Genomic DNA, 26,751 nt, shown 5'->3' on the forward strand with positions numbered 1-26,751 from the left:
ACGACTCAACCGGATCGACATACGCATCAAATGCATTCCCCGTCATCGCGTCCTGAGCATATAAAGCGCATGCTCCATATCGTCCGGCAGCGGGGCGCTGAACTCCATCGTCCGTCCGGTTCGCGGATGGACGAAGCCCAGAACGCCGGCATGAAGCGCCTGCCCTTCGATCCCGAGGTTGCGCCCGCCGCGCCCCCCGTATACCGGATCCCCGACGAGCGGATGGCCGATGTACTTCATATGCACCCGGATTTGGTGCGTCCGCCCCGTTTCGAGCCGAAGCTCCACGAGCGTATATTCGGCAAACCGCTCCAGCACCGTAAAATGCGTGACTGCGTCCTTCGCGCCCTTGTCGGTGACCGCGAACATTTTGCGGTCGTTTCTGTCCCGGCCGATCGGCGCGTCGATCGTTCCCCGGTCGTGGGGAACGACGCCCCGAACGAGCGCGGTATAGCGCCGGATGACCGAATGCGCTTTGAGCTGCTCGGCCAGCGAATGATGCGCGGCGTCGTTTTTGGCGGCCATCAGCAGGCCCGTCGTGTCTTTGTCGATGCGGTGCACGATGCCCGGACGGACGACGCCGTTAATGCCGGACAAATCCTTGCAATGGTACAGCAGCGCATTGACGACGGTGCCGGACGCATGTCCGGGAGCCGGATGTACGACTAGCCCGCGCGGCTTGTTGATGACGATGACGTCCTCGTCCTCGTGCACGATGTCGAGCGGAATCGGTTCCGGCGCCGCTTCGATCGGTTCGGGCTCGGGAATCGTCACGGTTATCGCGTCTCCGGCCGCCAGCTTGGCGTTCGGCTTTGCCGCCATGCCGTTCACGACGACGGCGCCGTCCCGAATCCATTCCTGCACCTGCGAACGGGAAACGGACGCATCCGCAAACCGGTCGGTCACATGCTTATCCAGCCGCTGTCCCGCCTGGTCCTCCGGCACGATCCACGATCGCTCCCGTTGCCCGAAATCTTCCTCATCCGGCAGTTCCGGATCAAACAAGCTGTTGTTCTTCTCCATTGTCATCGGTTTCGTTCTCCTTGTTCTTGTCCTTCGCCCGGCGTTCCTCCAAAAACGTGTCCAGAATAATCAGGGCGACCCCGCACACGAGAAACGTGTCGGCCATGTTGAAGATCGGAAACGTCCAGTTGCCGAAGTTGAACTGCAGGAAATCGACAACCTCGCCGTAAATGGCCCGATCCAGAAAGTTGCCAATGGCTCCCCCGAGCACGAGCGCGAGAGCGGTCGGCAGCATCGGATGTCCTTTGCGGTATGAGCGGTGCAAATACCAGATGATTCCGGCGGCGACAACGATCGTGACGATGACGAAAAACGTCCGCTGCCCCTGCAAAATACCGAATGCCGCGCCCCGGTTCCGAATCGAGGTAATGAGGAAGAAATCCCCGATGACCGGGATTTGCTCGTACAGCTCCAAATTCCGTTCGATGATTTTTTTCGTGATGTAGTCGATGATAAATACAAGCAAGGCAATTCCGTAATACGGCAAAATTCCCAATCGACTCCGTTGCATTCGTAGCGCTCCGCCTCTCACTGCATATTCCTGATGATTTTATCATACTCGGGAGAGGAGAGTCCACGAACGAGGATGCAAAAAACGACAGCGCGCCCAAAACATGTCCGCGGCGAACGCGACGCAAAACAGTCGAACCGGAGAAAACTACAGACCGGAGGCATAAAGCCAAAAACGACTCGTCGTCCTTTAACGGCGCGATCAAGCCGCAAACGGATTGGATCCTGCAACGCCAACGGGAAGGGAGCATATGGTTATGGCCACACAGTTGACGGAGGAAAAGCTGCACTCGCTGCGTCGCAGGCTGTTGGACGAAAAAAGCGAATTGGAAAAACGCGTGCGGCAAAACGGACATTTCGGCCTCATCAACGCATACAAGGATTCGACCGGCGAGCTTTCGGGGATCGACAACCACCCCGCCGATGCCGGAACGGATACGTTCGAGCGAGCCAAAGACATCGCCTTGCTGGAGAGGCAAGCGTTCCGATTGGATAAAATCGAGGCTGCGCTCGAAAGAATGGACACCGGCGAATACGGCCGCTGCGCCGCTTGCGGCGGCTTCATTCCGGCCGAACGCCTCGAAGCGCAGCCGACCGCGATCTACTGCGCCAAGCACGAGCCCGTCCAGCGCGAGCATGAACAGCGCCCGATCGAAGAATATTTTTTGCAGCCGCCGTTCGGCCGCACTTCGCTCGACGGCCAAGGCGACCAAAACGGATTCGACGGCGAAGACGCATGGCAAATCGTGGAATCCTGGGGCAACTCCGACAGTCCGGCCCTGGCGGAGGGCGCCGACATTTCCGATTACGAGATGGTTTATACGGAAGCCGACGAAAACGAAGGGTTCGTCGAACCGCTTGAAAGCTTCCTTGCGACCGACATCACGGGGACGGACATCAGCGTCGTCCGGAACCGGGCTTATCATCGTTACTTGGCCGACCGGGAAGGCGAGCCGCTGCTCGAGCCCGACGAGATCGAGCGCGAGTAGGCCCGATCGTCAGTACGGATTGATTTCAAGCTGCCGCTGCACGATCCGGACGATGTCCGCTACGTAATCCCCGATGATCGGCAGGTTCAGCGCGCCAAGCAGCTGAAGAAGCCAGACGATCGTTGCCGCGAAAAAAGTAAAGCCGAGCGCGATGCCGATGCCGCGGAACAAGCCCGAAACGAAGTTGCGCCAGATCAAAGCCCACGGACGGTGCATCAGATTCGTGTATTCTTTTATTTCCGCCTTTTCCATATCCCCGGCCAGCTTGTCGATGCGCGCCGCCAGCAGATGAAGCGTGCGCTCGAGCGGCGTCGGCTCCTCCTTTGCGCCCGGCTTGCGCGATTTAGATTGGGCGTGGATCCGGTTTTGTTCGTCCATCGTTTTTCCCCCCGTCCATAAATCGTCATACGTTAGCTTACCACAACGGCCGCGCGCTCAATCTTGCGGCCAAAAGAACGATTTCAATGCGGAGCGGGCAACCCGGAACTCGTCCGGACAAGACAAAAAAACGGCCGGCACCGACCCCGTTCGGGTCGTGCGGCCGTTTTTGGCGGAAGAGCGGGCGCTCCGTTTTCCCGGGGCCCTTCGTCGTTCCTTACTCGGCGACGATTTTGATGCCGATCGTTTTATCCCCCGCCTGCACCTCCTCCATGCCGGGTTCGGAGGCGAATTTGACATCGCGGACGAGCACGTTTTCGCGAAGCACATGATCGAAAGCCCGCAGCGCGGCTTCCGTCTCGCCGTCCGCGTCGAGCACGAGCCCAACGCGAAGCTCGATCGGCAGGTCGAGCTTTTTCCGCGTATCCTGGACGGCCCGGATCACTTCGCGAACGAGCCCTTCCTGTTCAAGCTCCGGCGTGATGTCGGTGTTCAGCGCGACCGTCATTCCGTTGCCGGACGCCGACGCGAAACCCGTCTTCGCCTGCTTCTCCACGAGCAGTTCGGACAGCTCGATGCTCAGCGTTTCTCCGTCCGGGGTCTCGAAGTCGATCGCCCCGCTTTGCACCGCTCGGCTTGCCTGCTCCGCTTCGAGCCCTTTCAGCATCGCCTGGATCGGGCCGACGTTTTTGCCGTATTTTTTCCCGGCGACCTTCAAATTCAGCTTCAGGCTGAAATCGACGAACCCGCTGTCGTCTCCGACGAGCGTAATTTTTTTGACGTTGATTTCGTCCTTGATGATATCCTCGTATTCCGCCGGGTCGAAATCGCCGCCGAGCGAGACGAGCAGCTCGGACAGCGGCTGGCGCGTCTTGATGGCGGACTCGTTGCGCACGTTGCGGGCGAGCTCGACGATATTGCGCGCCGTCTCCATGTCCCGCTCCAGCTTGGCGTCGATTTTCGCCGGATCGCTGACCGGATAATCGGCCAAATGCACGCTGTCGCCGCCGCCGAGGTTGCCGTAAATATCCTCGGACACGAACGGCAGGTACGGAGCCGTCAGACGGGCCAGCGTCAGCAGCACTTCGCGCAGCGTCTGATAGGCGGACACTTTGTCGGCCGGCAGCCCGCTGCCCCAGAAGCGGTCGCGGGAACGGCGCACGTACCAGTTCGACAACTCGTCGACGAACGCCTCGATCGCTCTCGCCGGATTGAGGAAATCGTTCGTTTCCAGGCCGCGGTTGACGTCCGCGATCAGGCTGTTCAGCCGCGAGACGATCCAGCGGTCGAGCTTGTTCGCGGAAGGCGCGTGCGGATGGTTCGCCGGATCGAAGCCGTCGATCGAGGCATACAGCGCATAGAACGCATGCGTGTTGACGAGCGTGTCGACGACTTTCGATTTGGCTTCCCCGACGATGCCTTTGGAAAACCGCTTGCTGTTCCACGGCGCGCTGTCCGCGAGCAGCGCCCACCGGAACGCGTCGGTGCCGAATTCATCGATGATGTCCCACGGATCGATGACGTTGCCCTTCGATTTGCTCATTTTCTGGCCGTTCTCGTCCAGCACGTGGCCGGTCGAAATAACGGATTTGTACGGCGCCTCGCCGTTGTACAGCGTCGACACCGCGAGCAGGCTGTAAAACCAGCCCCGCGTTTGGTCGATGCCCTCCGAAATAAAGTCGGCCGGGTATTGTTCCTTGAACGTTTTCTCGTCGCCGTTCGGATGGAAATACTGCGCGAACGGCATCGAGCCGCTGTCGAACCAGACGTCGATCACTTCCGGCGTGCGGGTCATCGCGCCGCCGCACGTGCACCGCAGCTTCACCCCGTCGATGTACGGCTTGTGCAGCTCCAGATCGTCCGCGACCGGCTCCGTCGCCAGCTCCTGCAGCTCCTTGCGGCTGTGCACCGCCTTCTGCGCCCCGCAATCGTCGCACACCCAAACGTTCAGCGGCGTTCCCCAGTACCGGTTGCGGCTGATGTTCCAGTCGACCAGATCCTCGAGGAATTTGCCGAACCGGCCGTCCCGCAAATGTTCGGGATACCACTTCACCTTCCGGTTGTTCGCGATCAGCTGATCTTTGACCGCGGTCGTCCGGATGAACCAGCTTTCCGTCGCGTAATAGAGGAGCGGCGTTTTGCAGCGCCAGCAGAACGGGTAGCTGTGCTCGTATTTTTCCTTATGGTAAAGCAGGCCGCGCTCGGACAGCATTTTGACGATGGCGATGTCGACCTCGGGATCTTTGACGAACCGGCCGGCCAAATCCGTCACGGCGTCGACGTACCGGCCGTCGCCTCCGACGACCATCAGCATCGGAATATCGTGCTGGCGCGCCACCCGGTAGTCGTCTTCGCCGTGGGCCGGCGCGATGTGAACGATGCCCGTGCCGCTCGAGTCGCTGACATAGTCGCCGCCGATGACGCGATACGCGTTATCCACCTGTACGTAGGAGAACAGCGGCTCGTACTCGAGCCCGACGAGCTCGCTCCCTTTTACCGTGCCGAGCGTTTCGTATTCGCCCTTCAGCACCGTTTCGGCAAGCGTTCCGGCGACGATATAAACGCCGTCGTCCTGCTTCGCTCGCACGTATTCGATGTCGGGATGGACGGCAAGCGCCACGTTCGCGGGCAGCGTCCACGGCGTCGTCGTCCAGGCGAGCACGTATTCGCCGCTTTGCTTCAATTTGAATTTTGCCGTCGCGGACAAATCCTTGACGTCTTCGTACCCTTGCGCCACCTCATGCGAGCTGAGCGTCGTCTGGCAATCGGGACAGTACGGACTGACCCGGTGTCCGCGGTACAGCAAATCCTTTTCGTGAATCGTCGCGAGAATATGCCATACGCTCTCGATATAGCGGTTGTCGAGCGTAATGTACGGATCGTCCAGATCGGTCCAGTACGCGATCGCTTCGGTCAGCTCGCGCCATTGGCGCTCGTATTCGAATACGCTCTCCTTGCATTTCCGGACGAACGGCTCCACGCCGTAGTTTTCGATCTCCTGCTTGCCCGAAATGCCGAGCTGCTTCTCTACGCCGAGCTCGACGGGAAGGCCGTGCGTATCCCAACCGGCTTTGCGAATGACCCGGTAGCCGGCCATCGTCTTGTATCGGCCGACGAAATCCTTGATGACGCGGCCCAAAACGTGGCCGATATGCGGCTTGCCGTTTGCGGTCGGCGGGCCCTCGTAGAAGACGAAGTTCGGCTTGCCGGCCCTGCTTTCGATCGAGCGGCGAAACGTGCCGTCCCGCCTCCAATATTCCAGTACGCGCAGCTCGCGATTGCGCGCCTTTTCCTTGACATCCACGCGATTCATAGCTTGCTTCCACCTTTCCTTGTTTGCGAAAACCCTTTGGAAAAAACAAAAACCCCGCCCCTGAAAGGGACGAGGATCGCTCGCGGTACCACCCTTGTTCCGCTCGGCCTCGATCGGCCGAAACGGCTCTTGACAAGCGCAGCCTGCTTCGGACTGCGAACCCCGTTAACGGAGGGCCGCCGTTTCAGCCTACTGGCGCCCGAAGGCAGGGTTCGGCCTGGCATCTCGGGGAGGATATGCCGCCTTCGCTTCACGCTGGCTCGCACCCGCCGCCAGCTCTCTGCGCATCCGCGCAAGGCGCACTTGTTCCCGTCATCGATTTTCACTGCTTTTCATTTCTTTATACCGGGAAATCCGGCGTTTGTCAATCGGCTCAAACCTCGATCTCGTGAATGCGCGATTCCTGCGACTCCAGCGAATCCCAGCTGTCCTTCGTCAGCAGTTCCAGCTGCGTCTCCACGAGCGCGCGGAAGCGGGCGCGGTAAATCGAAGCCTGCTTTTTCAGTTCTTCGACTTCCATCGCCACCTTGCGGGACTTGGCCAGCGATTCGTTAATGATTCGGTCCGCGTTTTTCTCTGCTTCCTTGATGATCAGCTGGGCTTCTTTCTTCGAGTTGTTCTTCAGTTCGTCCGCCGCTTCCTGGGCAACGATGATTGTCTTGCTGAGCGTCTCCTCGATGTTGGAGAAATGTCCCAGCTTTTCCTGAAGGGATGCGACCTGGTTTTGCAGCTCCTTGTTCTCACGGATCAGCGCTTCGTAATCCTTAATGACCTGATCGAGGAATTCGTTGACTTCGTCCTCGTCGTAACCGCGAAGCCGGCGGCCGAACTCCTTGTTATGGATGTCCAATGGCGTGAGTGGCATCGGCTAACCTCCTGTGAGAAAAATGCGGAAAGATTCGTTATGTTAATCAGGGTATTCGACATCCGAATTGGAATTCCTTCTGCTTTTCAGACAAATTTGCCGATGCGAACGCGTATTCTCCCGCTTTTTGACGTTCCTTGCACTTCCAGCACTTTGAAGCGCCCCAAGCCTTTGACGGAGACGATATCGCCTTCCCGTACGGGGCTGGACGGGTCTTCTTCGGTTTTCCAGTTGACCCTGCAGCGTCCGGCCCGGATCGGGGCCATAATTTTCGCGCGGCTTAGCCGAAACGCGTCGCTGGCGATGCCGTCGAGCCGCATGGAAGCGACGGACAGCGTCGTCTCCTCCAATGCCGGCCGCGCAACGTTCAGCGCGGACAGCGGCAGCAGGGCCGTCGTCACTTCGACCCGGTGGGCCTGCTTCAGGTGAATCCGCAAAAAGTCCGCGATTTCCTCGGTGACCAGCACGTGGCAGCCGGTTTCATGAACGTGCAAATCGCCGATTTTTTCCCGTTTGACGCCGAGACCGAGCAGGGCCCCGAGATAATCCCCGTGATCGAGCTCGCCGATTTTGCGGTCGTCCGAGGCGACCTCGAGCACCTCGATTCCGATTTCCTCGTGCTCGACCGGACGATAATCGGGAGCGAGAACCGCCCGTTTGCGTTCGGCTTCCGGGTAGCCCCCGTCGAGCCGTATCGCGACGTCGGAACGCCGGCCCGCCAGCGAAAATAAAATATGCGCCTGGCGCGGGTCGAGGAAATCCGTGCGCCGAACTTCGTGAAGCTCGGCGGCCCGCTCGACCCATTCCCAGGCGCGATCCACAAACCCTTTCTCGTCGGGGTGGAAATGCTCGTATATTTCGGAATGAGGCATCGTTCTTAACTCCTAACCGAAAAAGAGATTCAGCACCGCGATCAGCCCCATGGCGATGAAGCGCAAGGCGAATATCGCCACGATCGGCGAAATGTCGATGACCCCGCCGATGGCCGGAATGATGCGGCGAAACGGCGACAAGTACGGCTCGACGATCTTGCCCAGAAGCTCGCCGACGAAGCTTTCGCGCACCGCGGGCACCCAGGACATCAGCACGTAGATCAGGATCATATAAAAGTAAATATCGTGCAACAGCCAAATGTAGCTTTCAATTTGGTACAACCTGAGGTCACCTCATTTTGGAATAGTCGGCTTCCTCCGCATAAAGTTCCGAAATCGTGCCCGAGATTTCAACGGAGTCCGGGGTGCAGAGAAAAATGTTCGGGCCGAGTTTCGAGATTTGTCCGCCCAGCGCGTAAACCGTGCCGCTCAAAAAATCGACGATGCGCACCGCATGATCGCGCCTTACCCGCTGCAAATTGACGACGACCGTGCGGCGCGACTTCAATTGATCCGCGATCTCCTGGGCTTCGTCGTACGTGCGCGGTTCCGTCAGCACGACGCGGACGTTCTTCTGCGAATGAATGCTCACCACGTTATTCTTTCCCATTTGTTTACGCGGCTCGAACGCGGGAGTTTCAATTTCTTGCTCTTCATCCTCCGCGATCGCGTCCTTGTCCTTGTCCACGGCTTCGTCCTGCAAGCCGAAGTAGTTCAGAAACTTGTTGACTACGCTCATGTCCTATCCCTCCTCTTTGCCTACGAGAACGCTACCCAACCGGATCCATGTCGCTCCTTCTTCTATGGCCACTTCAAAATCGTTCGACATGCCCATCGACAATTCCGTCAGCGGCTCGCGCAGCGCGCTCCCCTCGTTCAGTTCGTCGCGGAGCTGCTTCAGCCGGCGGAATACCGGCCGCGTGTGCTCCGGATCGTCCTCGTGCGGAGCCATCGTCATCAGGCCGACCGGCTTGACGCGCCGGAAGCCCGACACTCCGCGGACCAGCTCCTCGAGCTTGTCCGGCTCGATTCCGTGCTTGGACTCCTCGCCCGACACGTTCACCTGCAAAAAGCAGGGCACGTCGATTCCGAGCGCGTCCGCGCGTTTGTCAATTTCCTCGGCAAGGGACAAGCGGTCGACGGAATGGATGTAACCGAACTTTCCGACGACGTCCTTGACCTTCCGCGTCTGCAGCGAGCCGATAAAATGAAACACGGCTTGTCCGTTCAGCTGCCGCCACTTCTCTTCGGAATCGGGCCACCGGTTCTCCCCGACGTGCCGGATTCCGTGCGCGACGACGTTCGCCGCCGCGGCGGCGGATACATATTTGGTGACGGCGACGACGTTGACGTCTTCCCGCCGCCTGCCGCTTCTCGCGCAAGCTTCCCGAATCCGTCTCTCTACGTCCTGCAACCGTTGCTGCAAAGGCACGACGACGTTCACCCCGATCTCCTGCCGATCCAGCTCGCCATTCTTCCGGTCGAACCGTTCTCCGCGCAATGGGAGAAAAACAAGTCGGTACGGCACGACGTGCACCAAGAAGACATTTCGATGCGGCTCGGCAAAATTCCTGCTTTTATCATAAGATGTCGGTTAATTTGTTTCAAGTCAAGCTTTGCCTTCCCGTTTGCCGTCGGGCGAACGCAGCTCTCGTCCGCGCCTAGCGGCAGCATATGGCGAAGCACGGGCTCGTCGACCTCGTAGCAGCACGGGCCGATCGAAGGCCCGACGGCGGCAAGCAGCCGATCGGCACGCGTTCCGTACGCCTTTCCCATGGCCTCGACCGCGGCTTCGGCCACATGGAGGGCCGTCCCTTTCCACCCGGCATGGGCAAGGCCGACCGCGCCTGCGTCCGGATCGTAAAAATAAAGCGGAACGCAATCCGCGAAAAACATCGTTAGCAGCACGCCCGGCTCGTCCGTGATGAGCGCGTCCGCATCGGGAATCGCCGTTTCGCGGCTCAGCCGCCCTTTCCCCCGGTCGGCTCCCGTCACGACATGCACCCGGTTGCCGTGAACCTGCTCGGCGCACGTCCAGGCCGGGAAATCCCAATCCAGGGCGTTTGCGATCAGCTCCCGGTTCCGGACGACGTCGGCGGGATCGTCCCCGACGTGCAGAGCCGCATTAAGCGACGCCCAGGGCGGCTTGCCGACGCCTCCGCCGCGCGTCGTAAAGCCGGCCGTCAAGCCGGCGGCTTTCGCCGGTTCCGCCCAGCTCGCTCCCAGCCGGAGAAGCGCCGGTCCCGCTCCGTCGGCGGCATTTCTTCCAAATGGCTCCACTAGCGCCACCTCCGTCCTAACAGTGTACCACAGCGGCAAGGGCCGCGAAAAGAAGAACCCCCCTTACCTGGCGCTTCCTTCCGCTTCCTCCGCCCGGTAGGCTTTGGCGTCGTCCAGCCGGACAAGCACGACGTCGGCTCCGATTTTGACGATATTTCTCCACGGGATGACCACGTCGCTGCCGTTTCCGAACATCCCGAAAAAGCGGGTGCTTGTCGGCACCACGATCGAATCGATCCTCCCCTGCCGGAGATCGAGCTCCAGATCGCTGATTTGGCCGAGCTTTTTCCCGTCGACGATGTTGATGACGTCCTTCGCTTGAAAATCGGATATTTTCATTTGCCGCCTTCCCGCCTTCCGCCCTCGGCGTCGGTATAGGCTACCGTACCGTTTATTCTAAATATATGTGCCATGCCCGCAAAAGTTTCATGAACGCGCGGAAAGGACCGGGGGAAACTCCCCCGGTCCGGCGAACGAAATCCGAATTACGTTTTGACGTGCTTTTGCATTTGCTGGATGGCGGATTTCTCGAGACGCGACACCTGCGCCTGGGAAATGCCGATTTCGTCGGCGACCTCCATCTGGGTTTTGCCTTCGAAAAACCGCATGGACAAAATCATTTTCTCGCGATCGTTCAGCTTGCGCATCGCTTCGCGAAGAGCGATCTCCTCGATCCACTGGATGTCCTTGTTCCGCTCGTCGCTGATTTGATCCATGACGTAAATCGGATCCCCGCCGTCGTGGTAAATAGGCTCGAAGAGCGAAACCGGGTCCTGAATCGCGTCGAGAGCGAACACGATATCTTCCTTCGGCACGTTGAGCACTTCGGAGATTTCCATGATCGTCGGCTCGCGCGAATGCTGATTCGTCAGCTGGTCGCGCACCTGGAGCGCCTTGTAGGCGATATCCCGGAGGCTCCTCGATACCCGGATCGGATTGTTGTCCCGCAAGTAACGGCGAATTTCGCCGATAATCATCGGCACCGCGTACGTCGAAAACCGGACGTTCTGGCTGAGGTCGAAATTGTCGATGGCTTTCATCAGGCCTATGCAGCCGACTTGAAACAGGTCGTCCACATATTCGCCGCGGTTATTGAATCGCTGAATGACGCTAAGGACGAGACGCAAATTGCCGTTGACCAGTTTTTCCCGCGCGGCGAGTTCGCCGCGGGTTTGCAGAGCCGTAAACAACTCCCTCATTTCGGCATTGGCGAGGACAGGCAGCTTTGAGGTGTCCACTCCACAAATCTCCACTTTGTTGCGGGTCAAGACGATTCCTCCCGGGAGCAGCGTTAATGGTAAGTGTCTCCGGGGGTCAGCCATTTTATTACACCATCTTGTTGAATTCCTTTCGAAGCCGCTTGATGATGCGTTTCTCGAGCCGCGAAATGTAGGACTGCGAAATGCCGAGCAGGTCGGCGACGTCCTTTTGCGTTTTTTCCTCTCCGTCCGCAAGCCCGAACCTGAGCTCCATAATCGTTCTTTCCCGGTCCGTCAGCTTATCCAGCGCCTTGTGCAGCAGCTTGCGGTCGACCTGTTCCTCGATATTGCGGTAAATCGTGTCGTTCTCCGTTCCCAGCACGTCGGACAGCAGCAGCTCGTTGCCGTCCCAATCGATGTTCAGGGGCTCGTCGAACGACACCTCGGTTCTCGTTTTGCTGTTGCGGCGCAGATACATCAAAATTTCGTTTTCGATGCATCGGGACGCGTAGGTGGCAAGCTTGATTTTTTTCTCGGGGTCGAACGTGTTGACGGCTTTGATGAGGCCGATCGCGCCGATCGAGACGAGATCCTCGATGTGAATGCCGGTGTTCTCGAACTTCCGCGCGATGTAGACGACGAGGCGCAGGTTGCGCTCGATGAGCATCGCCCGGATCGCCGCGTCGCCCGTCGAAAGCTTGCCCAGGAGATATTCCTCTTCCTCGCGGGTAAGCGGCGGCGGCAGCGCTTCGCTGCCGCCGATGTAGTACACCTCTTCAGACTTCCATCCGAGCCGGAACAACAGGCGATACAGCGTCAGTTGGGATAGGAGCTTCCATTTCACGAACAATTCGACAACCTCCTGTCATGCAGGCTGAGATGGGGCGGGATCCGAACCTGGAGCCGGCACGAGGTCGGGATGGACGATCGCCCGATAGGTCTGGTCGGAGGACAACCTCCCGCCGTCCAGGCCGATGAGCACGCGCCGGCTCGTTTGCGGCAAGCGATCCCCGAGAACGACCGATACGGCGTCCGGTTTGACGGCCAGCATCATCCGGGTGTTTCCGTTCACGCCCCGGTAAGGAATAAGGCGCAGCCGGTCATGGAAATCGGCGTCCGCGGGCGTCTGTCCGCCAAGCTCGGCCACCATCCGGTCGGCCGGCTCGGCCGCAAGCCTCGAGGCCCATCCGAGCGGCAGCCAATCGCTCCAAATCGAAGCTTCCATGACCATCACCGGAATTCGCGTAAACGGGTCGTACAGGCGATTGCCCGTATCGATCAATCCCCGACAGCGCAAACTTCGTTCGCCGATTGTCACCGTCACGTCCGCCAGCAGCGTCTCGAGCCGTTCCCGGCTTTGGGCGCTGGAGGAGGCGCTGCGAAACAGCCAGACGGACAGGGCGAACGCCGCCGCGAGAAGCCCAAGCTGCATCTGCCAATCGAGCAGCAGCCCCCCTTGCTCCGTCACCGTCACCGAGCCCCAGGGCGAACCCGTTTGCTTAAGCAAAAAGGAGATGCCGATCACGCCGCCGAGCGTCGCGAAATTGACGAGATAAAAGGCCCCGAACAGGCGGATAAACCGAAGCGGCCCTCCGTATCCGAATGCAATCCACACCATGATCGCGGAAACGATCACCTTCGCCCCGAACGTGTACAGGTAAGGGATGTCCGCAAGAAACATGATGGCGGCATAAGCGGCGCCAGCCGCGGCCGACAAGGCGATCCGCGTTCTGCCGGGCCGCAGTTTGCGGACTTTCGCCGTCGTGAGCAGCACCGTTCCATCAACAGCCAGATTGGTTAAAAATACAAGATCCACGTAAACGGTCAATGGATATCGCCACCCTTGAAAGCACCACCGGTAAGGATGAACCCAGTATAATCCGTTTCGTTTTCGGAGTCTGTCTAAATTTGCCGCCCCATCCGCTGTTTTTTTGTCGAGTTCGCGTTCGTTTTATTGCAGGACCACAACGTCCCCGACGCTTACGCCGTTTAAAATTTCCGTCTTGTCGGGCGTTTCGAGACCGATTTCGACCGGCTGCTTTTCGATCGCGCCGTTTCGCTCGACGTAAACGAAGTAATCGCCGTTCTCCTGCATGACGGCCAAAGTGGGCACGACGATCGCTTCGTCCTTTTTGTCCGTCTGGATCGTTCCCGTCAGCGTCAAGCCGGCAATGAGCTCCGGATCGGCTTCCAGGGAGATGACGACCTCGAACTGCGCCGGATCGGTGCCCGTCTTGGCGAATTTGGACACGTGCTCAACGACGCCCTTCAGTTCCGTTCGCTTCAACGCCTCGGCCTTGATGACGGCTTCCATGCCCTCTTTGATTCGGAACACTTCGTATTCGCCGACCGTCGCGATCAGCTCGAGCTTCGTCGTATCGACGATTTTGCCGATCGCCGCGGCGGGATCGACCATTTTGGGCTCCTTCGTTTCGGAGAACAGGAAAATGCCGCCGACCGGAGCGATATACTGAGCTTTGGCGAGCTTCTCCTCGTTCAATTCGAGCTCTTTCCTCGCAATGTCCAGTTGGACGCCGCCGAGCTCGGCTTCCGCCGCCTTTTGCTCCTCGCCGGCGTACTGTTCGAAGGCGACGGTCGGGTCCCCCCACTTCGCGTCGGCGGCATCTTGTTCGACCCGATCCCGCAGCGCCCCGAGCTTCAAATCCAGTTCCTGCTTGCGCACGTTCGCTTTAGCCAGCTCAATGCTGTCCCGCAGCGCCGAATCTTCCAGCTTGAACAGCACCTGGCCTTTCTCGACCTGCGATCCCTCCTGCACGTTCCATTCCTTCACCTCGGCCGCGAACGGAGCATAAACCGGCGTCTCGTCCGCATACGAGGACTTTCCCTTCACTTCGATCGTATTCGCGATCGTCTCTTTCGTCGCTTCGAGCCGGATGACGTTGCGGTCCAATCCGTCGGACGGCGCCGACTGCCCGGCATTGCGGTTCATGCTGTACAGCAAATAAGTGAACAAGGCGATCAGGACGAGCAACAGAACGATTATCCATGTCGACTTTTTTTTCATGTTCGGTCTCCTCTGAATCTATTCTCTTTTGATTGCGGTCAAGGCGTCCGTCCGCGAAGCTTTGATCGCCGGATAGATGCCGGACAGCACGCCGGTCAGCAGGGCGAAAAACAGGCCGACCGCCAAAATCCACGGATCGATAAACAAAATTTCGTCGCTTTCGGCAAACCGCTGCAGCACGATATTGATCGCCCATATGACCCAATAGGAAAATAAAATGCCGACGCAGCCGCCGATAAAGCCGAGCAGCGCGGATTCGACGACGAACATGTTCCGGATCTGGGCCAAATTCGCGCCGAGCACCTTCATAATGCCGATTTGCCGCCTTCGCTGGTAAGTCGACATCGTCATCGCCACGATGATCGATATGGAAGCCACGAACAAAATGAAGAGGCCCGCCCCGCCGAAAATATAGCGAATGATTTTGAACTGCGAATTCGTCTCTTCCTGATACCGAACATTCGATTGCGTGGTCAGGTTCAGCTTTCGAATCAGTTCCTCCGTTTCGCCGACGCGGGACGGATCTTCGACTTTAACGATAAGATAGGGTTGAACCGTCCCTCCGGCCCCGTTGGCGTCCCGTTTGGCCCGCTCGATCCGGTCCGCCAGCCCGAGGGAAACGTAGCCGATTTTTTGGCCTTCGTACCCTTCCGTTCCTTCTGGCTTTTGCAGCACGCCGGCGACCCGGACCGGAAATTCGGCAAATCTCGCGGCTCCGTCGTTTTCGCCGATATAGACGCTAAGCGTCAGCTGCTTCTGGTATAACGGATAAGAGATTCTTTCCTGCCTTCGATCCCTTGCCGCCGCGTCGCCGGAACCGGCCGCCTGAAGGCCTTCGAGCCGGGTGTCGTACAGGTCGTACAGCGCCGAGTAGCTGATAACGATGGCGTTGTCCTGATCGGAAAAAGCGCCCTGCCCCAGCTCGAACCCGAACTCCTCCAGCTTCGAGACGTCGGCTCCGATCAATTGCAGACTCCCGCGCTTCGTATCGTCCACGATAAAATTGGCATAGTCGACTTGCCGGAACAGCGCGGCGCTCCGAACGTTGGGCAGCTGCCGGATCAGCTTGATTTTTTGCTCGGTCAGGTCGCCGCCCTGTCCGGCCGTTCCGCTGCCCTGCGAGACTGAAGCGCCCGGAAACGCAGTGATTTCGTCCATTTTCAAAAACGAGTTCATTTGTTCCCTGGCATAATGCGTGATCGATTCGCCGAACGCGAGCGCCACGATGATCGCCGCGGAGCCGATGGCGATGCCCATCGCGCACAAAGCCGTGACGACCATTCGCCGCCGCAGCTGGTCCCAGCCGAGCACGACGTAGTCCCTTAGTTTCATCCGGCTTCCCCCCGCGATTCCTCGGGCGACGCCAGTCTTCCGTCCCGCAAATAGATGATGCGCTGCGCCCTTTGCGCTACTTCGTGCTCGTGCGTTACGATCATGAACGTAATGCCGAGCCGGTCGTTCAAATCGAGCAGCAGATCGATAATCTCCTTTTCCGTTTTCGTATCCAGGTTGCCGGTCGGCTCGTCGGCGAACACGATCGACGGAGAAGTGACGAGCGAACGGGCGATGCTGACCCGCTGCTGCTGGCCGCCGGACAGCTGCGAAGGGTAGAGCCCCAGTTTTTCCGACAAGCCTACCTGGTTCAGGATGCGCGCGGCTCTCTCTTTTCGCTCCTTCGGTTTTACCCCCTGGAAGACGAGCGGCATCTCTACGTTTTCCGACACCGAGAGATGGGGGATCAGCTCGTAGGATTGAAAAATAAATCCGATGTTGCCCCTGCGAAACTCGGCGAGCTTGTTTTCGTTCATTTTTTCGATCGCTTGCCCGGAGATTTTGATCGTGCCCTTCGTCGGCTTCATCAGACCCGCCATCAGGTTGAGCAGCGTCGATTTGCCGGAGCCCGAGCTCCCGAGCAGAGCGACGACTTCCTTTTTATGTACGGTCAGATCGATTCCGTCCAATACGAGCGTCTCTTCCGTCCCGTTCCGAAAGCTGTGGGACAGTCCCTGTATTTCTAGCATAACTCTCCTCCTTTACCACTCTATTCTAACGCAATCTTTCGCTCCGTTTCTTATCTTTTTATAAAGATTCGACAAAAAATTAGACCGGCCGCGTCGGCCGGTCGTGCGTTTCGGTATAGGCACGGCCACCCGTCAGACGGTAGCCTTGCGCAACAGCAAGTACGATCCGGCGAACAGCAAAGCCGTCGGCGCGGCAAGCCAGGAGATCAGGCCGAGAGGGCTGAAGCCGCCTAAAAATCGGCCAAGGTCGTCCCACCGTTCGTACCGGGTCGTCAGAACGAGGGCCAGCGTAACCGCCGCGAATATCCCGATGGACAGCAGCCAAAGGCCGATCCGTCCGAACCGCCGGTGCCAGCACGAGATGAAAAATCCGAGAAAAAACATGAGCAGAAGAACGATCAGGTACATCCATATCCTTCCGACGTCCGGAATCGAATCGATCCAGGGAATCGTAAAAAATCGCATCCCGATGCCCCAGCTGCCCGTCGCTTTTTCGATCTCCGTTAACGCGTACAGCAAAATGGCCGACCCCAGGCAGACCGCCGAAGCCATGATCGTCGTGCCCAAAAAATAATCTCTTCTTCTTACGCTTAAGCTGATGAGAAACGGAAACGATTGCGTGACCGATATGCAGCCGCTGACAAACATATACACGAAAATCGAAGCTATCCCGCCCGTTTGAAAAACATCCCCCTCGGCCGCCAAGGCGCCGATGGCCCAATTGATAACGAATGCCATGCCCACCACGAACCACGGCAGCACGTACCAAGACCACTTGTCGCGCGAATGGGAGCGAACGACGCATGCTACCCTGTTCATTTCCGCTCGCCCTCCTTTTCCTGCGAAGATTCGGTTTTCGTCAAATGAACGATCAGCTGCTGAAGCGAAACCGGCGCCGTTTCGAGGCCCGACGCTCTCGCTTCCTCCTGCTCGGACTCCGAGCTTTGGCCGACGATCGTGACCGACAGCAGGCCGCCGAACGATTCCTTCCGGATGATTTGCTTGTCTTTGGAAAATCGCTCCACCTTGGCCGCCGCCCCCGTCACCGTATAGGCGCTTCCGCGCAGCGCTTCGGCGTCCTCGTCGAGCATCAGCTTGCCTTTGTCGATCAGCAGCACGTGCTCCAGCATCAGGCTCACTTCATCGATGAGATGCGTCGAGAGGATGACCGTGCGCGGGAATTTCCCGTAATCCTCGATTAAATGTTCGTAAAACAGGCTGCGGGCGACGGCGTCGAGCCCCAAATAAGGCTCGTCGAAAATCGTGAGAGGCGCCCTGCTCGCCAGCCCGACGACGATGCCGACCGAAGACTGCATGCCGCGCGAGAGCTTCTTCACTCTCCGTTTCAGCGGCAGCCGAAAATCCTCGATCAGCCGGGAAGCATATTCCCGGTCCCAGTTCTCGAACAGGGTAGCCGCTACGCTCATGACGTCCCGAACGGTAAACGTATCGGGGTACTTCTGGCTTTCCTTTATAAAGCAGGTCCGCGCAAGCACCCGATTGTTTTCATAAGGATTTTCCCCGAACAGGTTCACTTCCCCGCCCGAAGGAAATTGCTGAGCGGTCAGCAGGTGCATGATCGTCGTCTTGCCCGCCCCGTTGCGTCCGAGCAAGCCGTAAATTTTATCCTCCCGGAGAGCGAAGCTGACGGAATCGAGCGCTTTGAAATCGCCGTACGATTTGGTCAAGTTGCGAACTTCCACCACGTTCGTCATGGCCTTTCCTCCCCTTTTTGGATCATTTCCGCGATTTGCGATGCCGTAATGCCGAGCTTTTCCGCTTCCCTCAGCATCGTGACGACATATTGGTCGTAAAATTGCTGCCTGCGCTTTTCTTTCAAAACGGTGCTTGCCCCTTCTTTCACGAACATGCCGATCCCTCGCTTCTTGTACAATATGCCTTGGTCCACGAGCAAATTGACGCCTTTGGCCGCCGTAGCCGGATTGATCTTGTAAAAAGCCGCGAACTGGTTCGTCGACGGGACCTGCCCTTCCTCCGGCAGCGCGCCGTCGATAATGTCGTCTTCGATTCGTTCGGCGATTTGCAGAAAAATCGGACGGCTGTCATCCATTTGAACGCCCATTGCCCCTCCCCCTAACTGGTTAATTACTCTTGTAATTAACCATATAACATGTTCGAACTCCTGTCAACGTTTCTGAAGAAAAAAGGAAATGGGCGGCGCCGCTGAAGCCGCCAGACGCCCGTGTCATCTGGCGCACAGTGCAGCGCGATCTTGCGCACGGCGCGGCGCGATCTGGCGCTGGTGCAGCGCGATCTGGCGCACGGCGCGGCGCGGCGATCTGGCACTGGTGCAGCGCGATCTAGCGCACGGCGCGGCGCGGCGATCTGGCGCACGGCGCGGCGTGGCGATCTGGCGCTGGTGCAGCGCGATCTTGCGCACGGTGCGGCGCGGCGATCTGGCATGTTACGTCAAACTTGGCAAGCACGCGCAACCTGGTCGACTGCGCCACGTGGCCATGAGGGCGAAACTTTCGGTTCATTGGCGATGTTCGGATGCGTGGGCGGACATGAGGGCGGGAACGGCGACCTGCGGGTGAGAAGCGATCAAAAGGCGAATTTCCCCGGTACAATCGAGCAGTTAGGAGGAGGAGTCGGACTACATTCGAAAGAAGACGATGCTTCGTTGGATTTTGTCCAATCAAAAACGGCTTTTTCGCGAAACTCAATGCCTTCGTTGGATTTTGTCCAATCGGGAGAGGCCTTTTCGGAGGTTTCACCCCAATTTCAAGCTCTTCGTTGGATAAAATCCACTCTAGACAGCGGTCCCTCCGTTTTTAGCTTCGTAGAGTGGATAAAATCCAACCTAGGCATACCGATGACCGTCACTTAACGCAATCTCTCCTTCGCCTAAGCGATGATCGGACCGCCACACGACCTCCCCTTGCCTGGGCGACGACATCGTTTCCGGTTAGTTGCGCCCTTCCACTTCAGCGAAGACTCCGGACTGCCGCTCTTCGCGCACACTCTCCACTTCAGCGAAGACTCCGGACTGCCGCTCTTCGCGCACCCTCTCCACTTAAGCGAAGACTCCGGACGCCGCTCTTCGCGCACCCTCTCCACTTAAGCGACGACTCCGGATTGCCGCACTTCGCGCGCCCCCTTCACTTAAGCGATAACACGTTACGCCGATCTTCGCGCGCGCCCCATCCGCATAAGCGACGACTCGGACGGCAGGCGGCCAACGAAAAACCCCCTTTCCGGAAGCCGGAAAGAGGGTTCGCTCGAAAGCCGATTAACGATCGCCGCGCGGGCGATTCCGCAAAAAGGCGGGAATGTCCAGATGGTCGCTGGACGTATTGTTGCTGCTGCCGAAAGGCCGCAGATTGCCCCCGGACGAAGCGGGGCGCTGCGTCTCATGCGTTTCCGCATGCTGCTGCGCTTGCGGCGCCGATGCCGGCATTTGCGGACGGCGCTGCGGAGCGGCGGCCGGCTTGTGCTCGAATCCCGTCGCGATGACGGTTACCTTGATCTCGTCCTTCATGCTGTCGTCAATGCTGGCGCCGAAAATCATGTTCACTTCCGGGTCGGAAGCGGCAATGACGATTTCGGCGGCTTCGTTTACTTCGAACAGCGACAAATTCGAGCCGCCGGTAATGTTCATGATGATGCCGCGTGCGCCGTCGATGGACGTTTCCAGCAGCGGGCTCATGATCGCCTTGCGGGCGGCTTCCATCGCGCGATTTTCGCCGGTTGCGATGCCGATGCCCATCAGGGCGGAGCCGCGCTCGGTCATGATCGTCTTGACGTCCGCGAAGTCGAGGTTGATCAGCCCGGGCACCGCGATGAGGTCGGAAATGCCTTGAACGGCCTGCTTCAGGACGTTGTCCGCCTCGCGGAACGCTTCCATCATCGGCGTCTTCTTGTCGACGATTTCGAGCAGCCTGTCGTTCGGGATGACGATCAGCGTGTCGACTTTCTCTTTCAACGCTTCGATGCCTTGCTCGGCCTGCGTCGACCGTTTGCGGCCTTCGAACGTGAACGGGCGCGTCACGACGCCTACCGTCAACGCCCCGCATTCTTTCGCGAGTTCCGCAATGACCGGAGCGGCCCCCGTACCCGTGCCGCCGCCCATTCCCGCCGTGACGAATACCATATCGGAACCGCGGAGTCCGCTCATGATGAGCTCTTTGGATTCTTCGGCCGCTTTTTTGCCGACTTCCGGGTTGGCGCCGGCGCCGAGTCCGCGGGTCAATTTATCGCCGATTTGCAGCTTCTGTTCCGATTTGGTCAGCTGCAGCGCTTGAGCGTCGGTGTTCACCGTAATGAACTCGACGCCCTTCACTCCGTTTTCGATCATGCGGTTGACGGCGTTGCTGCCGCCGCCGCCGACTCCGATCACTTTAATTTGAGCGAGCGGTTCCATTTCAAAATCAAACTCCAACATATTTCCATTTTCCTCCTCGCATCGCTTGCTTGATCCGTCCTGAGCGGCGGTTCAAATAAATTCTTTGAAAATGTTTTTGAACCATTCCTTGATGCCGGGCTTGGTCGGCGCCGTTCCCCCCGTTGACTTGCTTTTGGACGGGCGTTTGGAAGCGGACGCGCCATGCGTTCGAACATACTTCATGACGTACTGAATCATGCCGACACCGCTGCTGAACGACGGATCGCGCACTCCGATAAAATCGGGCACCGCAATTCGGACATTGGATTCCAGTTCGGTCTGGGCAAGCGCCAGCACGCCGGGCATCGATACCGATCCGCCCGTAAGCACGTAACCGTTGATCTTGTCCAAATAACCGAGCCGTTTCACTTCCTGCCGGATCATTTGAAAGATTTCCTGCATGCGCGGTTCGACGATGATCGCCAGCTCGTATTGGGAAAAATCCTTCTCCACGTTGCTGCCGACGCGCATTACCTTGAATTTCTGATCCTCGTCTGCATCTTCGGCACGGGCGCAACCGTACTTTAGCTTGATCTTCTCCGCATGTTCGGTTTGCGTCTTCAGCCCGTAGCAAATGTCGCTCGTCACGTAATCGCCGCCGATCGGCAAGGTGGAGACCGCCGCAAGGCTGCCTCCTTCGAAAATCGCGATGGTCGTGGCGCCGGCGCCGATGTCGGCGAGCACCGTTCCCATCTGCTTTTCGTCCTTGGTCAGCGCCATCATTCCCGATGCCAGAGACATCAGCACGATGCCGGAAATTTTCAGGCCGGCCTTCTCCACGCAGCGCATCAAATTATGTACGGCCGCTTTCGTGCCGGTAATAATCGTGCACTCCACTTCGAGGCGAACGCCGATCATACCGCGCGGATCCTGAATGCCCGTCAAGCCGTCGACGAGAAACTGCTTCGGCAGCAGGCCGATAATTTCCCGCTCGGGCGGCAGGGCGACGACTTTTGCCGCTTGCAGGACACGCTCGATATCCTCTTCGCCGATCTCCCGGTCTTCGTTGGAAACGGCGACGACGCCGTGATTGCTCTGCAGCGAGATATGATTGCCGGCGATTCCGACGTAAACTTCGCTAATGGTGATGCCGACCATGCGCTCGGCATGATCGACCGCGTTGCGGATCGATTGTACGGTTTGATCGATATCGACAATGGCGCCTTTGCGGATGCCTTCGGAATCCGCGGAACCGACGCCTATAATATTGATGGCCCCGTTGCTTATTTCCCCGATGATCACCCGGACTTTAGATGTGCCTATGTCCAAGCTGACGATGAGGTCGTTGCTGCTCAACCGGTGGCACCTCCCGTTGGTTCGATGAAATGGCTATGATATGGGACGCTTCCTCTACATATTCAACGTCTGCGAGGTTTTCCCTCTTTTTTCAACAAATTTTTTCATAAAATCGGGCGTGAAAATTATTCCTTTCAGACTGTGAATTCCCGGAAGTCCATAAAAGAAATTCTAGCACTGTTTTCGGCAGTTGAGTAGAGTCCATTTCCTTAGTTTAAAAGATTATCCCGCGCTATCCGGCTCAGTTTGTGCCGAAAAAGGCCTGTACGTATCCGCTTCGAGGAGAACGACTTTTCCGGGTTCCCGGTTTTCCACGATTTCCGAAAGGACGGTCGTCTTCTCGGGGAGCCTTTCGATCGTCGTCGTCACTTCGAAACGGGAACGGGTAAAGATTTTGATCCGGTCCGGATAGGCGGAAGAAGGATCGGGGGCGATCTGGGACAAATCTCTCAGCAGAGAGTCCGGCAGCTGGCCGAGCGCGACGCACAGCGCGCTTCGCTGCGCTTCCATTTCCGACCAGCCGGTCAGCACCGGCTTGTCCGGCAAATCTCCGGACACCGGAACCGCGATCCCGCTCGCCAGCACGACGAGCGTCTTTCCGGTTTCGTCGAGCTCGACGGCGACCTCTTCGAATTCCTTCACGGCAATTTCGATCTTGCCCGGAAAACGCTTCGTCACCTTGACGGATTCGACCGGCGGAAGCTCGCGAATGCGCCGCTCCATCTCCTCCGCGCCCGGGAAGAAAAACGAATCGCCTTCCCGCACCGTTCCGGCGGACATGACGTCTTCCGCCGTGACGTGCACGTTTCCGGAAATTTGAACGGACGATACTTTCGACAAGGAGGAGCGGAAAAACAAGAAGATCATCACGACGACGAACAAAACAAAAACGATCCACAGCAGCTTTCCGCCCTTGCGGCGCGGCGCCGCTTCGCCTTCTGCGGACGTTCTTTTCAACGCGGGTATCCGCTCTGCCATCTCGCTCCTCCTCCCCCCGTTCCGTTCGGGTCCTCCGCTCGGCCCCCATGCGGCTTGTCCCGGTCAGCCTATAAAAATCCCCCGCCAAAGAATGGGGTTAAGCTTCAGCGGGGAACCCCTCAGCGAAAAGCCGCGATATTGGCCCTGTCGCTGCACTGTCTGACAATCCGGCCTCCCAATCGGCCGAACATCTCTTCTATCCGATCATATCCCCTGTCGATATGATGAACCTGCTCGATGACCGTCCGGCCTTCCGCCGCGAGTCCCGCGATGACAAGCGCGGCACCGGCCCTTAAATCCGTCGCTTCCACCGTCGTTCCGAACAGCTTCGGCACGCCGCGGATAAAGGCGTTGTTCAAATCGGTCCGGATGTCGGCCCCCATGCGGCAAAGCTCGTCGACATGTTTGAAGCGGCCTTCGAACACGGTTTCCTTAATGACGCTTACGCCGTCGGCCAGCGACAGCAAAATCATCAGTTGCGCCTGCAAATCGGTCGGAAACGCCGGATACGGCGAGGTCACGACCCGAGGCACGGCGCGCGGACGAGCGGCCGCGCAGACTTTTATTATATCATTTTCGATTTGAATTTGAACACCGGCGCGCCGCAGCACATGGATGAGAGCGGTAAGATGCCTGGGCTCGGCACCGGCGAGCGAGACGTCGCCTTTCGTCGCCGCGGCGGCGACCATGACCGTCCCCGTCACGATCCGGTCCGGAATCACTTCGAATTCGCACCCGGAGAGCGACGACACGCCTTCGATGGTTATCGTATCCGTGCCGGCCCCGCGGACACAGGCGCCCATAGCGTTCAAAAACTTCGCCAAATCCTGGATTTCCGGCTCGCGGGCCGCGCCGACGATCGTCGTCCGGCCTTCGGCCAGAACGGCCGCCATCATAACGTTTTCCGTCGCGCCGACGCTGGGAAAGTCCAAGATGATTTCCGCGCCGCGCAGCCGTTTCGCCCTGCAGACGATCCGGTTGCCCATCGCCTGGATTTCCGCGCCGAGCGCCTCCAGCCCCCGCAGGTGCAAATCGATTTTACGCTCGCCGATCGCGCAGCCTCCGGGCTGGTACACCTGCACTTCGCCGAAGCGGGCAAGCAGCGGTCCCATCAAAAAAACCGAAGACCGCATCTGGCGCATCAGGACCTCCGGAACGTGCGAGGAGGAAGCCAGCGCGCCGTCGACCTTGATTTCCTCGTCCTGACGGCTGGCGCGGCAGCCAAGATTTTGCAAAATGTCGAGCATCACTTGAATGTCGAGCAATCGGGGTACGTTGCGAATCGTTACCGTTCCTTCGGCCAGCAAGCTGGCGGCCAGAATCGGCAGAGCGGCGTTTTTGGCTCCGTGGATGCGAATGGTGCCCGAAAGCGGCGTGCCGCCTTCAATCACCAAATTGTCCAAGGGTTTCACCTCCGGATTACCGTTCGCCCATCAATAGAACCTCCGGCACCAATCGGATTCCGAAACGGTCCTCGACGGTGTTTTGAACCCGCTCCATGAGGGCGAGGACGTCCTCGGCCGTTGCTCCGCCGTGATTGACGATAAAGTTGGCGTGCAGAAGGGAAACCTCGGCCCCGCCTTCGCGGGCGCCTTTCAATCCTGCGGCCTCGATGAGCCGCGCGGAATAATCGTTCGGCGGATTGCGGAACACGCTGCCCGCGCAAGCCGCTTGCAGGGGTTGGGTGCGCAGCCGCCTCTCCTTGTACGTCGCCATAACGGCGGCGATTTCCTTGCGATCTCCTTGTTCAAGGACGAACGTCGCATCCGTTACGATGCCCCGGCGTTCATGCAGGATCGAATGGCGATAGCCGAAATCCAGTTGGTCCTTTCCGTACGTCCCGCTGCTACCGTCCTCCCAGACGATATCGGCCGACTTTAAAATGCGCGACACGTCGGAACCGTGCGCTCCGGCGTTCATGTAGACGGCTCCGCCTACCGAACCGGGAATTCCTCCCGCGAATTCCAGTCCGGTGAGGCCCTGCTTTCCGGCCATGACCGACAGCTTGATGAAGGAATAGGACGCTCCGGCGCAAACGGCGTTGTTGTCGAAATCGATGCGGTCGAACCCATTGCCCAGTTTGATGACGGCGCCCCGAATTCCTTTGTCGGAGACGAGCGTGTTGGATCCGCGGCCGAGCGGAGTCCAGGGAATCCCGTGACGATGCAAAATCCCGAGCGCGCCGGACAATTGTTCGCGGGATTCGGGAACGATGAAGAGATCCGCCGGTCCGCCGATTTTCCAGGTCGTATGTTCGGCGAGCGATTCGTTCAGCTTCACGCGCCCGACTCGGGCTTGTTCCAATTCCGCGACCAACCGTTGCATAAATAGTTCCTCCCAATTCCTAAAGCGTTTCGGTCAGCCGTCCCCGCGGCGCCGCTCGCCGCCGGACCGACAGTCGCGATTACGCTGTATAGTATGACGAGCGGCCCGCGCTGGTGACAAACGCCCAACGGCCGACCGAAACAAGCCTTGTATTTTCATTAACGTTTACGAATAATGCCCTTGATTTGATCGTAGATCGTCGCGGCCGCCTCCGGCATGCCGAGGCCGCGCGAAGCGCGAGACATCGCTTCCCGGCGGGCGGGATCGCCCATAATGCCGGCGATCGTCCGAAACAGGGCGTCCCCGGTCAGATTTTTCTCCAGGATCATGACCGCCGCCCCCGCCGCCTCCAGGCTTTCCGCATTCGGCTGCTGGTGATTGTTCGTGACGTTCGGAGACGGCACGAGAATCGACGGAACCCCGAGCGAAGTGATTTCCGCCAGCGAAGAGGCGCCCGCGCGGCTGACGACAAGCGATGCGGCCGCCAGCACTTCCGGCATGTTGCGGACGTACGGCAGCACATGCACGCGGCTTTCCGCGGCGGAAAGCGGTCCCTTCATCCGCGCGAGCGTCTCTTCGTAATAACGCTCCCCCGTTACGAAAATAAAATGGACGCCGGTTAGCGAGCCCAGCTTCGGCGCCATGTCGACGATCGCGTCGTTGAGCGCCTTCGCTCCCCGGCTGCCGCCGACGACGAGCACGAACGGCGTTTGCGGCGCCAGGCCGAGCGAGGCGAAGCCCTTGAGGCGGTCTCCTTTGGCGACGGCCGAAGCGCAAGGATTGCCTGCGTGCACCACATTGGGCTTGCGGCCGAAATGCGGCTTCGAATCCGCGAAGCTGACGGCGACGCCGTCCGCGTACCGGCTTAAAAATTTGTTGGTCAGCCCGGGAACGACGTTCTGCTCGTGAATGAGCGTCGGGATGCCGAGCTTCGCCGCGGCGTAAACGACCGGTCCGCACACGTAGCCGCCGGTGCCGACGACGATGTCCGGCTTGAACTCGCTCAGCATCGCTTTGGAGCGCTTCACGCCCTTAAGGAAGCGCATGACGGTGCGGACGTTGTCAAGCGACAGCGACCGCCGGAAGCCGGTAATGTGAATGCTTTGAAACCGGACGCCCTGCTCGGGAACGATCCGGCTTTCCAGCCCGCGCTCGGTTCCGATATACAGCAGCGACGAGTCGGGCTCCCGCGCCGTCACTTCCCGGCCGATGGCGAGCGCGGGATAAATATGGCCGCCGGTGCCTCCGCCGGTCAATACGATACGCATACGT

At 58.9% G+C, this 26,751-nt stretch carries 27 protein-coding genes; 1 reads left to right on the forward strand and 26 read right to left on the reverse strand.

Annotation, left to right across the window (positions count from 1 at the left end; translation table 11 throughout):
- Positions 1-42 precede the first annotated feature (42 nt).
- Together B7E11_RS26525 and lspA are read right to left on the reverse strand one after the other, a co-directional pair.
- The gene (locus B7E11_RS26525) at positions 43-1,029 is read right to left on the reverse strand and encodes an RluA family pseudouridine synthase (protein WP_080840423.1); all 987 of its coding nucleotides are present in this window, start codon (positions 1,027-1,029) and stop codon (positions 43-45) included.
- Positions 998-1,510 (reverse strand): signal peptidase II, encoded by a 513-nt coding sequence (gene lspA / locus B7E11_RS26530; protein WP_080841038.1) that lies wholly within the window; start codon positions 1,508-1,510, stop codon positions 998-1,000. The genes B7E11_RS26525 and lspA overlap by 32 nt, the downstream gene beginning before the upstream one ends.
- A gap of 280 nt (positions 1,511-1,790) precedes the next feature.
- Between lspA and B7E11_RS26535 the strand changes: the two genes are divergently transcribed.
- Complete coding sequence (locus B7E11_RS26535; RefSeq protein WP_080841040.1) at positions 1,791-2,522, forward strand: TraR/DksA C4-type zinc finger protein; 732 nt, start codon at positions 1,791-1,793, stop codon at positions 2,520-2,522.
- A gap of 9 nt (positions 2,523-2,531) precedes the next feature.
- Here the strand turns inward: B7E11_RS26535 and B7E11_RS26540 are convergent, their stop codons facing one another.
- From B7E11_RS26540 to murG, 24 genes are all read right to left on the reverse strand, one after another.
- The gene (locus B7E11_RS26540) at positions 2,532-2,900 is read right to left on the reverse strand and encodes a DUF5665 domain-containing protein (RefSeq protein ID WP_139787323.1); all 369 of its coding nucleotides are present in this window, start codon (positions 2,898-2,900) and stop codon (positions 2,532-2,534) included.
- Between the two features lie 217 nt (positions 2,901-3,117).
- Positions 3,118-6,213 (reverse strand): isoleucine--tRNA ligase, encoded by a 3,096-nt coding sequence (ileS, locus tag B7E11_RS26545; RefSeq protein ID WP_080840425.1) that lies wholly within the window; start codon positions 6,211-6,213, stop codon positions 3,118-3,120.
- A 373-nt stretch (positions 6,214-6,586) separates the two neighbouring features.
- Positions 6,587-7,078, reverse strand: coding sequence for a DivIVA domain-containing protein (locus B7E11_RS26550; RefSeq protein WP_080840427.1), 492 nt, complete (start codon positions 7,076-7,078; stop codon positions 6,587-6,589).
- Positions 7,079-7,164: 86 nt separating this feature from the next.
- Positions 7,165-7,950, reverse strand: coding sequence for a YlmH family RNA-binding protein (locus B7E11_RS26555; RefSeq protein WP_080840429.1), 786 nt, complete (start codon positions 7,948-7,950; stop codon positions 7,165-7,167).
- Between the two features lie 12 nt (positions 7,951-7,962).
- Positions 7,963-8,232 (reverse strand): YggT family protein, encoded by a 270-nt coding sequence (locus B7E11_RS26560; protein ID WP_080840430.1) that lies wholly within the window; start codon positions 8,230-8,232, stop codon positions 7,963-7,965.
- Positions 8,233-8,239: 7 nt separating this feature from the next.
- A complete protein-coding gene (locus tag B7E11_RS26565) occupies positions 8,240-8,689 on the reverse strand; it encodes a cell division protein SepF (RefSeq protein WP_080840432.1) in 450 nt (149 codons plus the stop codon).
- Positions 8,690-8,692: 3 nt separating this feature from the next.
- Positions 8,693-9,394, reverse strand: a complete 702-nt coding sequence (locus B7E11_RS26570) for a YggS family pyridoxal phosphate-dependent enzyme (RefSeq protein WP_245809829.1) — start codon at positions 9,392-9,394, stop codon at positions 8,693-8,695.
- Positions 9,391-10,230, reverse strand: a complete 840-nt coding sequence (pgeF, locus tag B7E11_RS26575; protein WP_080840433.1) for a peptidoglycan editing factor PgeF — start codon at positions 10,228-10,230, stop codon at positions 9,391-9,393. The genes B7E11_RS26570 and pgeF overlap by 4 nt, the downstream gene beginning before the upstream one ends.
- 63 nt (positions 10,231-10,293) lie before the next feature.
- Complete coding sequence (locus B7E11_RS26580) at positions 10,294-10,569, reverse strand: YlmC/YmxH family sporulation protein (protein ID WP_080840436.1); 276 nt, start codon at positions 10,567-10,569, stop codon at positions 10,294-10,296.
- Between the two features lie 146 nt (positions 10,570-10,715).
- On the reverse strand, positions 10,716-11,498 hold the full coding sequence (gene sigG, locus B7E11_RS26585) for an RNA polymerase sporulation sigma factor SigG (protein ID WP_080840438.1): 783 nt from the start codon (positions 11,496-11,498) through the stop codon (positions 10,716-10,718).
- Positions 11,499-11,556: 58 nt separating this feature from the next.
- Positions 11,557-12,279 (reverse strand): RNA polymerase sporulation sigma factor SigE, encoded by a 723-nt coding sequence (sigE, locus tag B7E11_RS26590; protein ID WP_080840439.1) that lies wholly within the window; start codon positions 12,277-12,279, stop codon positions 11,557-11,559.
- A 15-nt stretch (positions 12,280-12,294) separates the two neighbouring features.
- Complete coding sequence (spoIIGA, locus tag B7E11_RS26595) at positions 12,295-13,257, reverse strand: sigma-E processing peptidase SpoIIGA (RefSeq protein ID WP_080840441.1); 963 nt, start codon at positions 13,255-13,257, stop codon at positions 12,295-12,297.
- Between the two features lie 123 nt (positions 13,258-13,380).
- Positions 13,381-14,454 carry an efflux RND transporter periplasmic adaptor subunit gene (locus tag B7E11_RS26600; RefSeq protein ID WP_080840443.1) on the reverse strand — a complete coding sequence of 358 codons (1,074 nt, stop codon included), beginning with the start codon at positions 14,452-14,454 and terminating at the stop codon, positions 13,381-13,383.
- An 18-nt stretch (positions 14,455-14,472) separates the two neighbouring features.
- Positions 14,473-15,786: an ABC transporter permease gene (locus B7E11_RS26605; protein ID WP_080840445.1), complete on the reverse strand. Its 1,314-nt coding sequence runs from the start codon at positions 15,784-15,786 to the stop codon at positions 14,473-14,475.
- Entirely contained in the window at positions 15,783-16,475 is a 693-nt protein-coding gene (locus tag B7E11_RS26610; protein WP_080840447.1) for an ABC transporter ATP-binding protein, read from the reverse strand. The genes B7E11_RS26605 and B7E11_RS26610 overlap by 4 nt, the downstream gene beginning before the upstream one ends.
- Positions 16,476-16,607: 132 nt before the next feature.
- On the reverse strand, positions 16,608-17,294 hold the full coding sequence (locus tag B7E11_RS26615) for a hypothetical protein (protein WP_080840450.1): 687 nt from the start codon (positions 17,292-17,294) through the stop codon (positions 16,608-16,610).
- Entirely contained in the window at positions 17,291-18,190 is a 900-nt protein-coding gene (locus B7E11_RS26620) for an ABC transporter ATP-binding protein (RefSeq protein WP_080840453.1), read from the reverse strand. Before B7E11_RS26620 ends, B7E11_RS26615 begins: the two co-directional genes overlap by 4 nt.
- Positions 18,187-18,558: a GntR family transcriptional regulator gene (locus B7E11_RS26625; protein WP_080840455.1), complete on the reverse strand. Its 372-nt coding sequence runs from the start codon at positions 18,556-18,558 to the stop codon at positions 18,187-18,189. Before B7E11_RS26625 ends, B7E11_RS26620 begins: the two co-directional genes overlap by 4 nt.
- Positions 18,559-19,728: 1,170 nt before the next feature.
- On the reverse strand, positions 19,729-20,880 hold the full coding sequence (ftsZ, locus tag B7E11_RS26630) for a cell division protein FtsZ (protein WP_080840458.1): 1,152 nt from the start codon (positions 20,878-20,880) through the stop codon (positions 19,729-19,731).
- A 51-nt stretch (positions 20,881-20,931) separates the two neighbouring features.
- The gene (ftsA, locus tag B7E11_RS26635; RefSeq protein WP_080840460.1) at positions 20,932-22,176 is read right to left on the reverse strand and encodes a cell division protein FtsA; all 1,245 of its coding nucleotides are present in this window, start codon (positions 22,174-22,176) and stop codon (positions 20,932-20,934) included.
- Positions 22,177-22,398: 222 nt separating this feature from the next.
- The gene (locus B7E11_RS26640; RefSeq protein WP_080840462.1) at positions 22,399-23,154 is read right to left on the reverse strand and encodes a cell division protein FtsQ/DivIB; all 756 of its coding nucleotides are present in this window, start codon (positions 23,152-23,154) and stop codon (positions 22,399-22,401) included.
- 119 nt (positions 23,155-23,273) lie between these two features.
- The gene (gene murA / locus B7E11_RS26645) at positions 23,274-24,557 is read right to left on the reverse strand and encodes a UDP-N-acetylglucosamine 1-carboxyvinyltransferase (RefSeq protein WP_080840464.1); all 1,284 of its coding nucleotides are present in this window, start codon (positions 24,555-24,557) and stop codon (positions 23,274-23,276) included.
- 16 nt (positions 24,558-24,573) lie between these two features.
- The gene (gene murB, locus B7E11_RS26650) at positions 24,574-25,479 is read right to left on the reverse strand and encodes a UDP-N-acetylmuramate dehydrogenase (protein ID WP_080840466.1); all 906 of its coding nucleotides are present in this window, start codon (positions 25,477-25,479) and stop codon (positions 24,574-24,576) included.
- A gap of 158 nt (positions 25,480-25,637) precedes the next feature.
- Entirely contained in the window at positions 25,638-26,747 is a 1,110-nt protein-coding gene (murG, locus tag B7E11_RS26655) for an undecaprenyldiphospho-muramoylpentapeptide beta-N-acetylglucosaminyltransferase (RefSeq protein WP_080840468.1), read from the reverse strand.
- Positions 26,748-26,751 lie beyond the last annotated feature (4 nt).

This window comes from Cohnella massiliensis (assembly GCF_900169535.1).
Lineage (GTDB): Bacteria > Bacillota > Bacilli > Paenibacillales > Paenibacillaceae > Cohnella > Cohnella algarum.

What these genes read in the sequence shown, in the direction of transcription:
- B7E11_RS26620 (WP_080840453.1), bottom strand. Translation starts at nt 18,190, where the DNA reads ATGACGAACGTGGTGGAAGTTCGCAACTTGACCAAATCGTACGGCGAT.
- B7E11_RS26610 (WP_080840447.1), bottom strand. Translation starts at nt 16,475, where the DNA reads ATGCTAGAAATACAGGGACTGTCCCACAGCTTTCGGAACGGGACGGAA.
- B7E11_RS26565 (WP_080840432.1), bottom strand. Translation starts at nt 8,689, where the DNA reads ATGAGCGTAGTCAACAAGTTTCTGAACTACTTCGGCTTGCAGGACGAA.
- ftsZ (WP_080840458.1), bottom strand. Translation starts at nt 20,880, where the DNA reads ATGTTGGAGTTTGATTTTGAAATGGAACCGCTCGCTCAAATTAAAGTG.
- B7E11_RS26525 (WP_080840423.1), bottom strand. Translation starts at nt 1,029, where the DNA reads ATGACAATGGAGAAGAACAACAGCTTGTTTGATCCGGAACTGCCGGAT.
- B7E11_RS26600 (WP_080840443.1), bottom strand. Translation starts at nt 14,454, where the DNA reads ATGAAAAAAAAGTCGACATGGATAATCGTTCTGTTGCTCGTCCTGATC.
- B7E11_RS26605 (WP_080840445.1), bottom strand. Translation starts at nt 15,786, where the DNA reads ATGAAACTAAGGGACTACGTCGTGCTCGGCTGGGACCAGCTGCGGCGG.
- B7E11_RS26550 (WP_080840427.1), bottom strand. Translation starts at nt 7,078, where the DNA reads ATGCCACTCACGCCATTGGACATCCATAACAAGGAGTTCGGCCGCCGG.
- B7E11_RS26535 (WP_080841040.1), top strand. Translation starts at nt 1,791, where the DNA reads ATGGCCACACAGTTGACGGAGGAAAAGCTGCACTCGCTGCGTCGCAGG.
- ileS (WP_080840425.1), bottom strand. Translation starts at nt 6,213, where the DNA reads ATGAATCGCGTGGATGTCAAGGAAAAGGCGCGCAATCGCGAGCTGCGC.
- B7E11_RS26640 (WP_080840462.1), bottom strand. Translation starts at nt 23,154, where the DNA reads ATGGCAGAGCGGATACCCGCGTTGAAAAGAACGTCCGCAGAAGGCGAA.
- B7E11_RS26555 (WP_080840429.1), bottom strand. Translation starts at nt 7,950, where the DNA reads ATGCCTCATTCCGAAATATACGAGCATTTCCACCCCGACGAGAAAGGG.
- B7E11_RS26615 (WP_080840450.1), bottom strand. Translation starts at nt 17,294, where the DNA reads ATGAACAGGGTAGCATGCGTCGTTCGCTCCCATTCGCGCGACAAGTGG.
- murB (WP_080840466.1), bottom strand. Translation starts at nt 25,479, where the DNA reads ATGCAACGGTTGGTCGCGGAATTGGAACAAGCCCGAGTCGGGCGCGTG.
- murG (WP_080840468.1), bottom strand. Translation starts at nt 26,747, where the DNA reads ATGCGTATCGTATTGACCGGCGGAGGCACCGGCGGCCATATTTATCCC.
- B7E11_RS26580 (WP_080840436.1), bottom strand. Translation starts at nt 10,569, where the DNA reads ATGAAAATATCCGATTTTCAAGCGAAGGACGTCATCAACATCGTCGAC.
- B7E11_RS26540 (WP_139787323.1), bottom strand. Translation starts at nt 2,900, where the DNA reads ATGGACGAACAAAACCGGATCCACGCCCAATCTAAATCGCGCAAGCCG.
- B7E11_RS26625 (WP_080840455.1), bottom strand. Translation starts at nt 18,558, where the DNA reads ATGGGCGTTCAAATGGATGACAGCCGTCCGATTTTTCTGCAAATCGCC.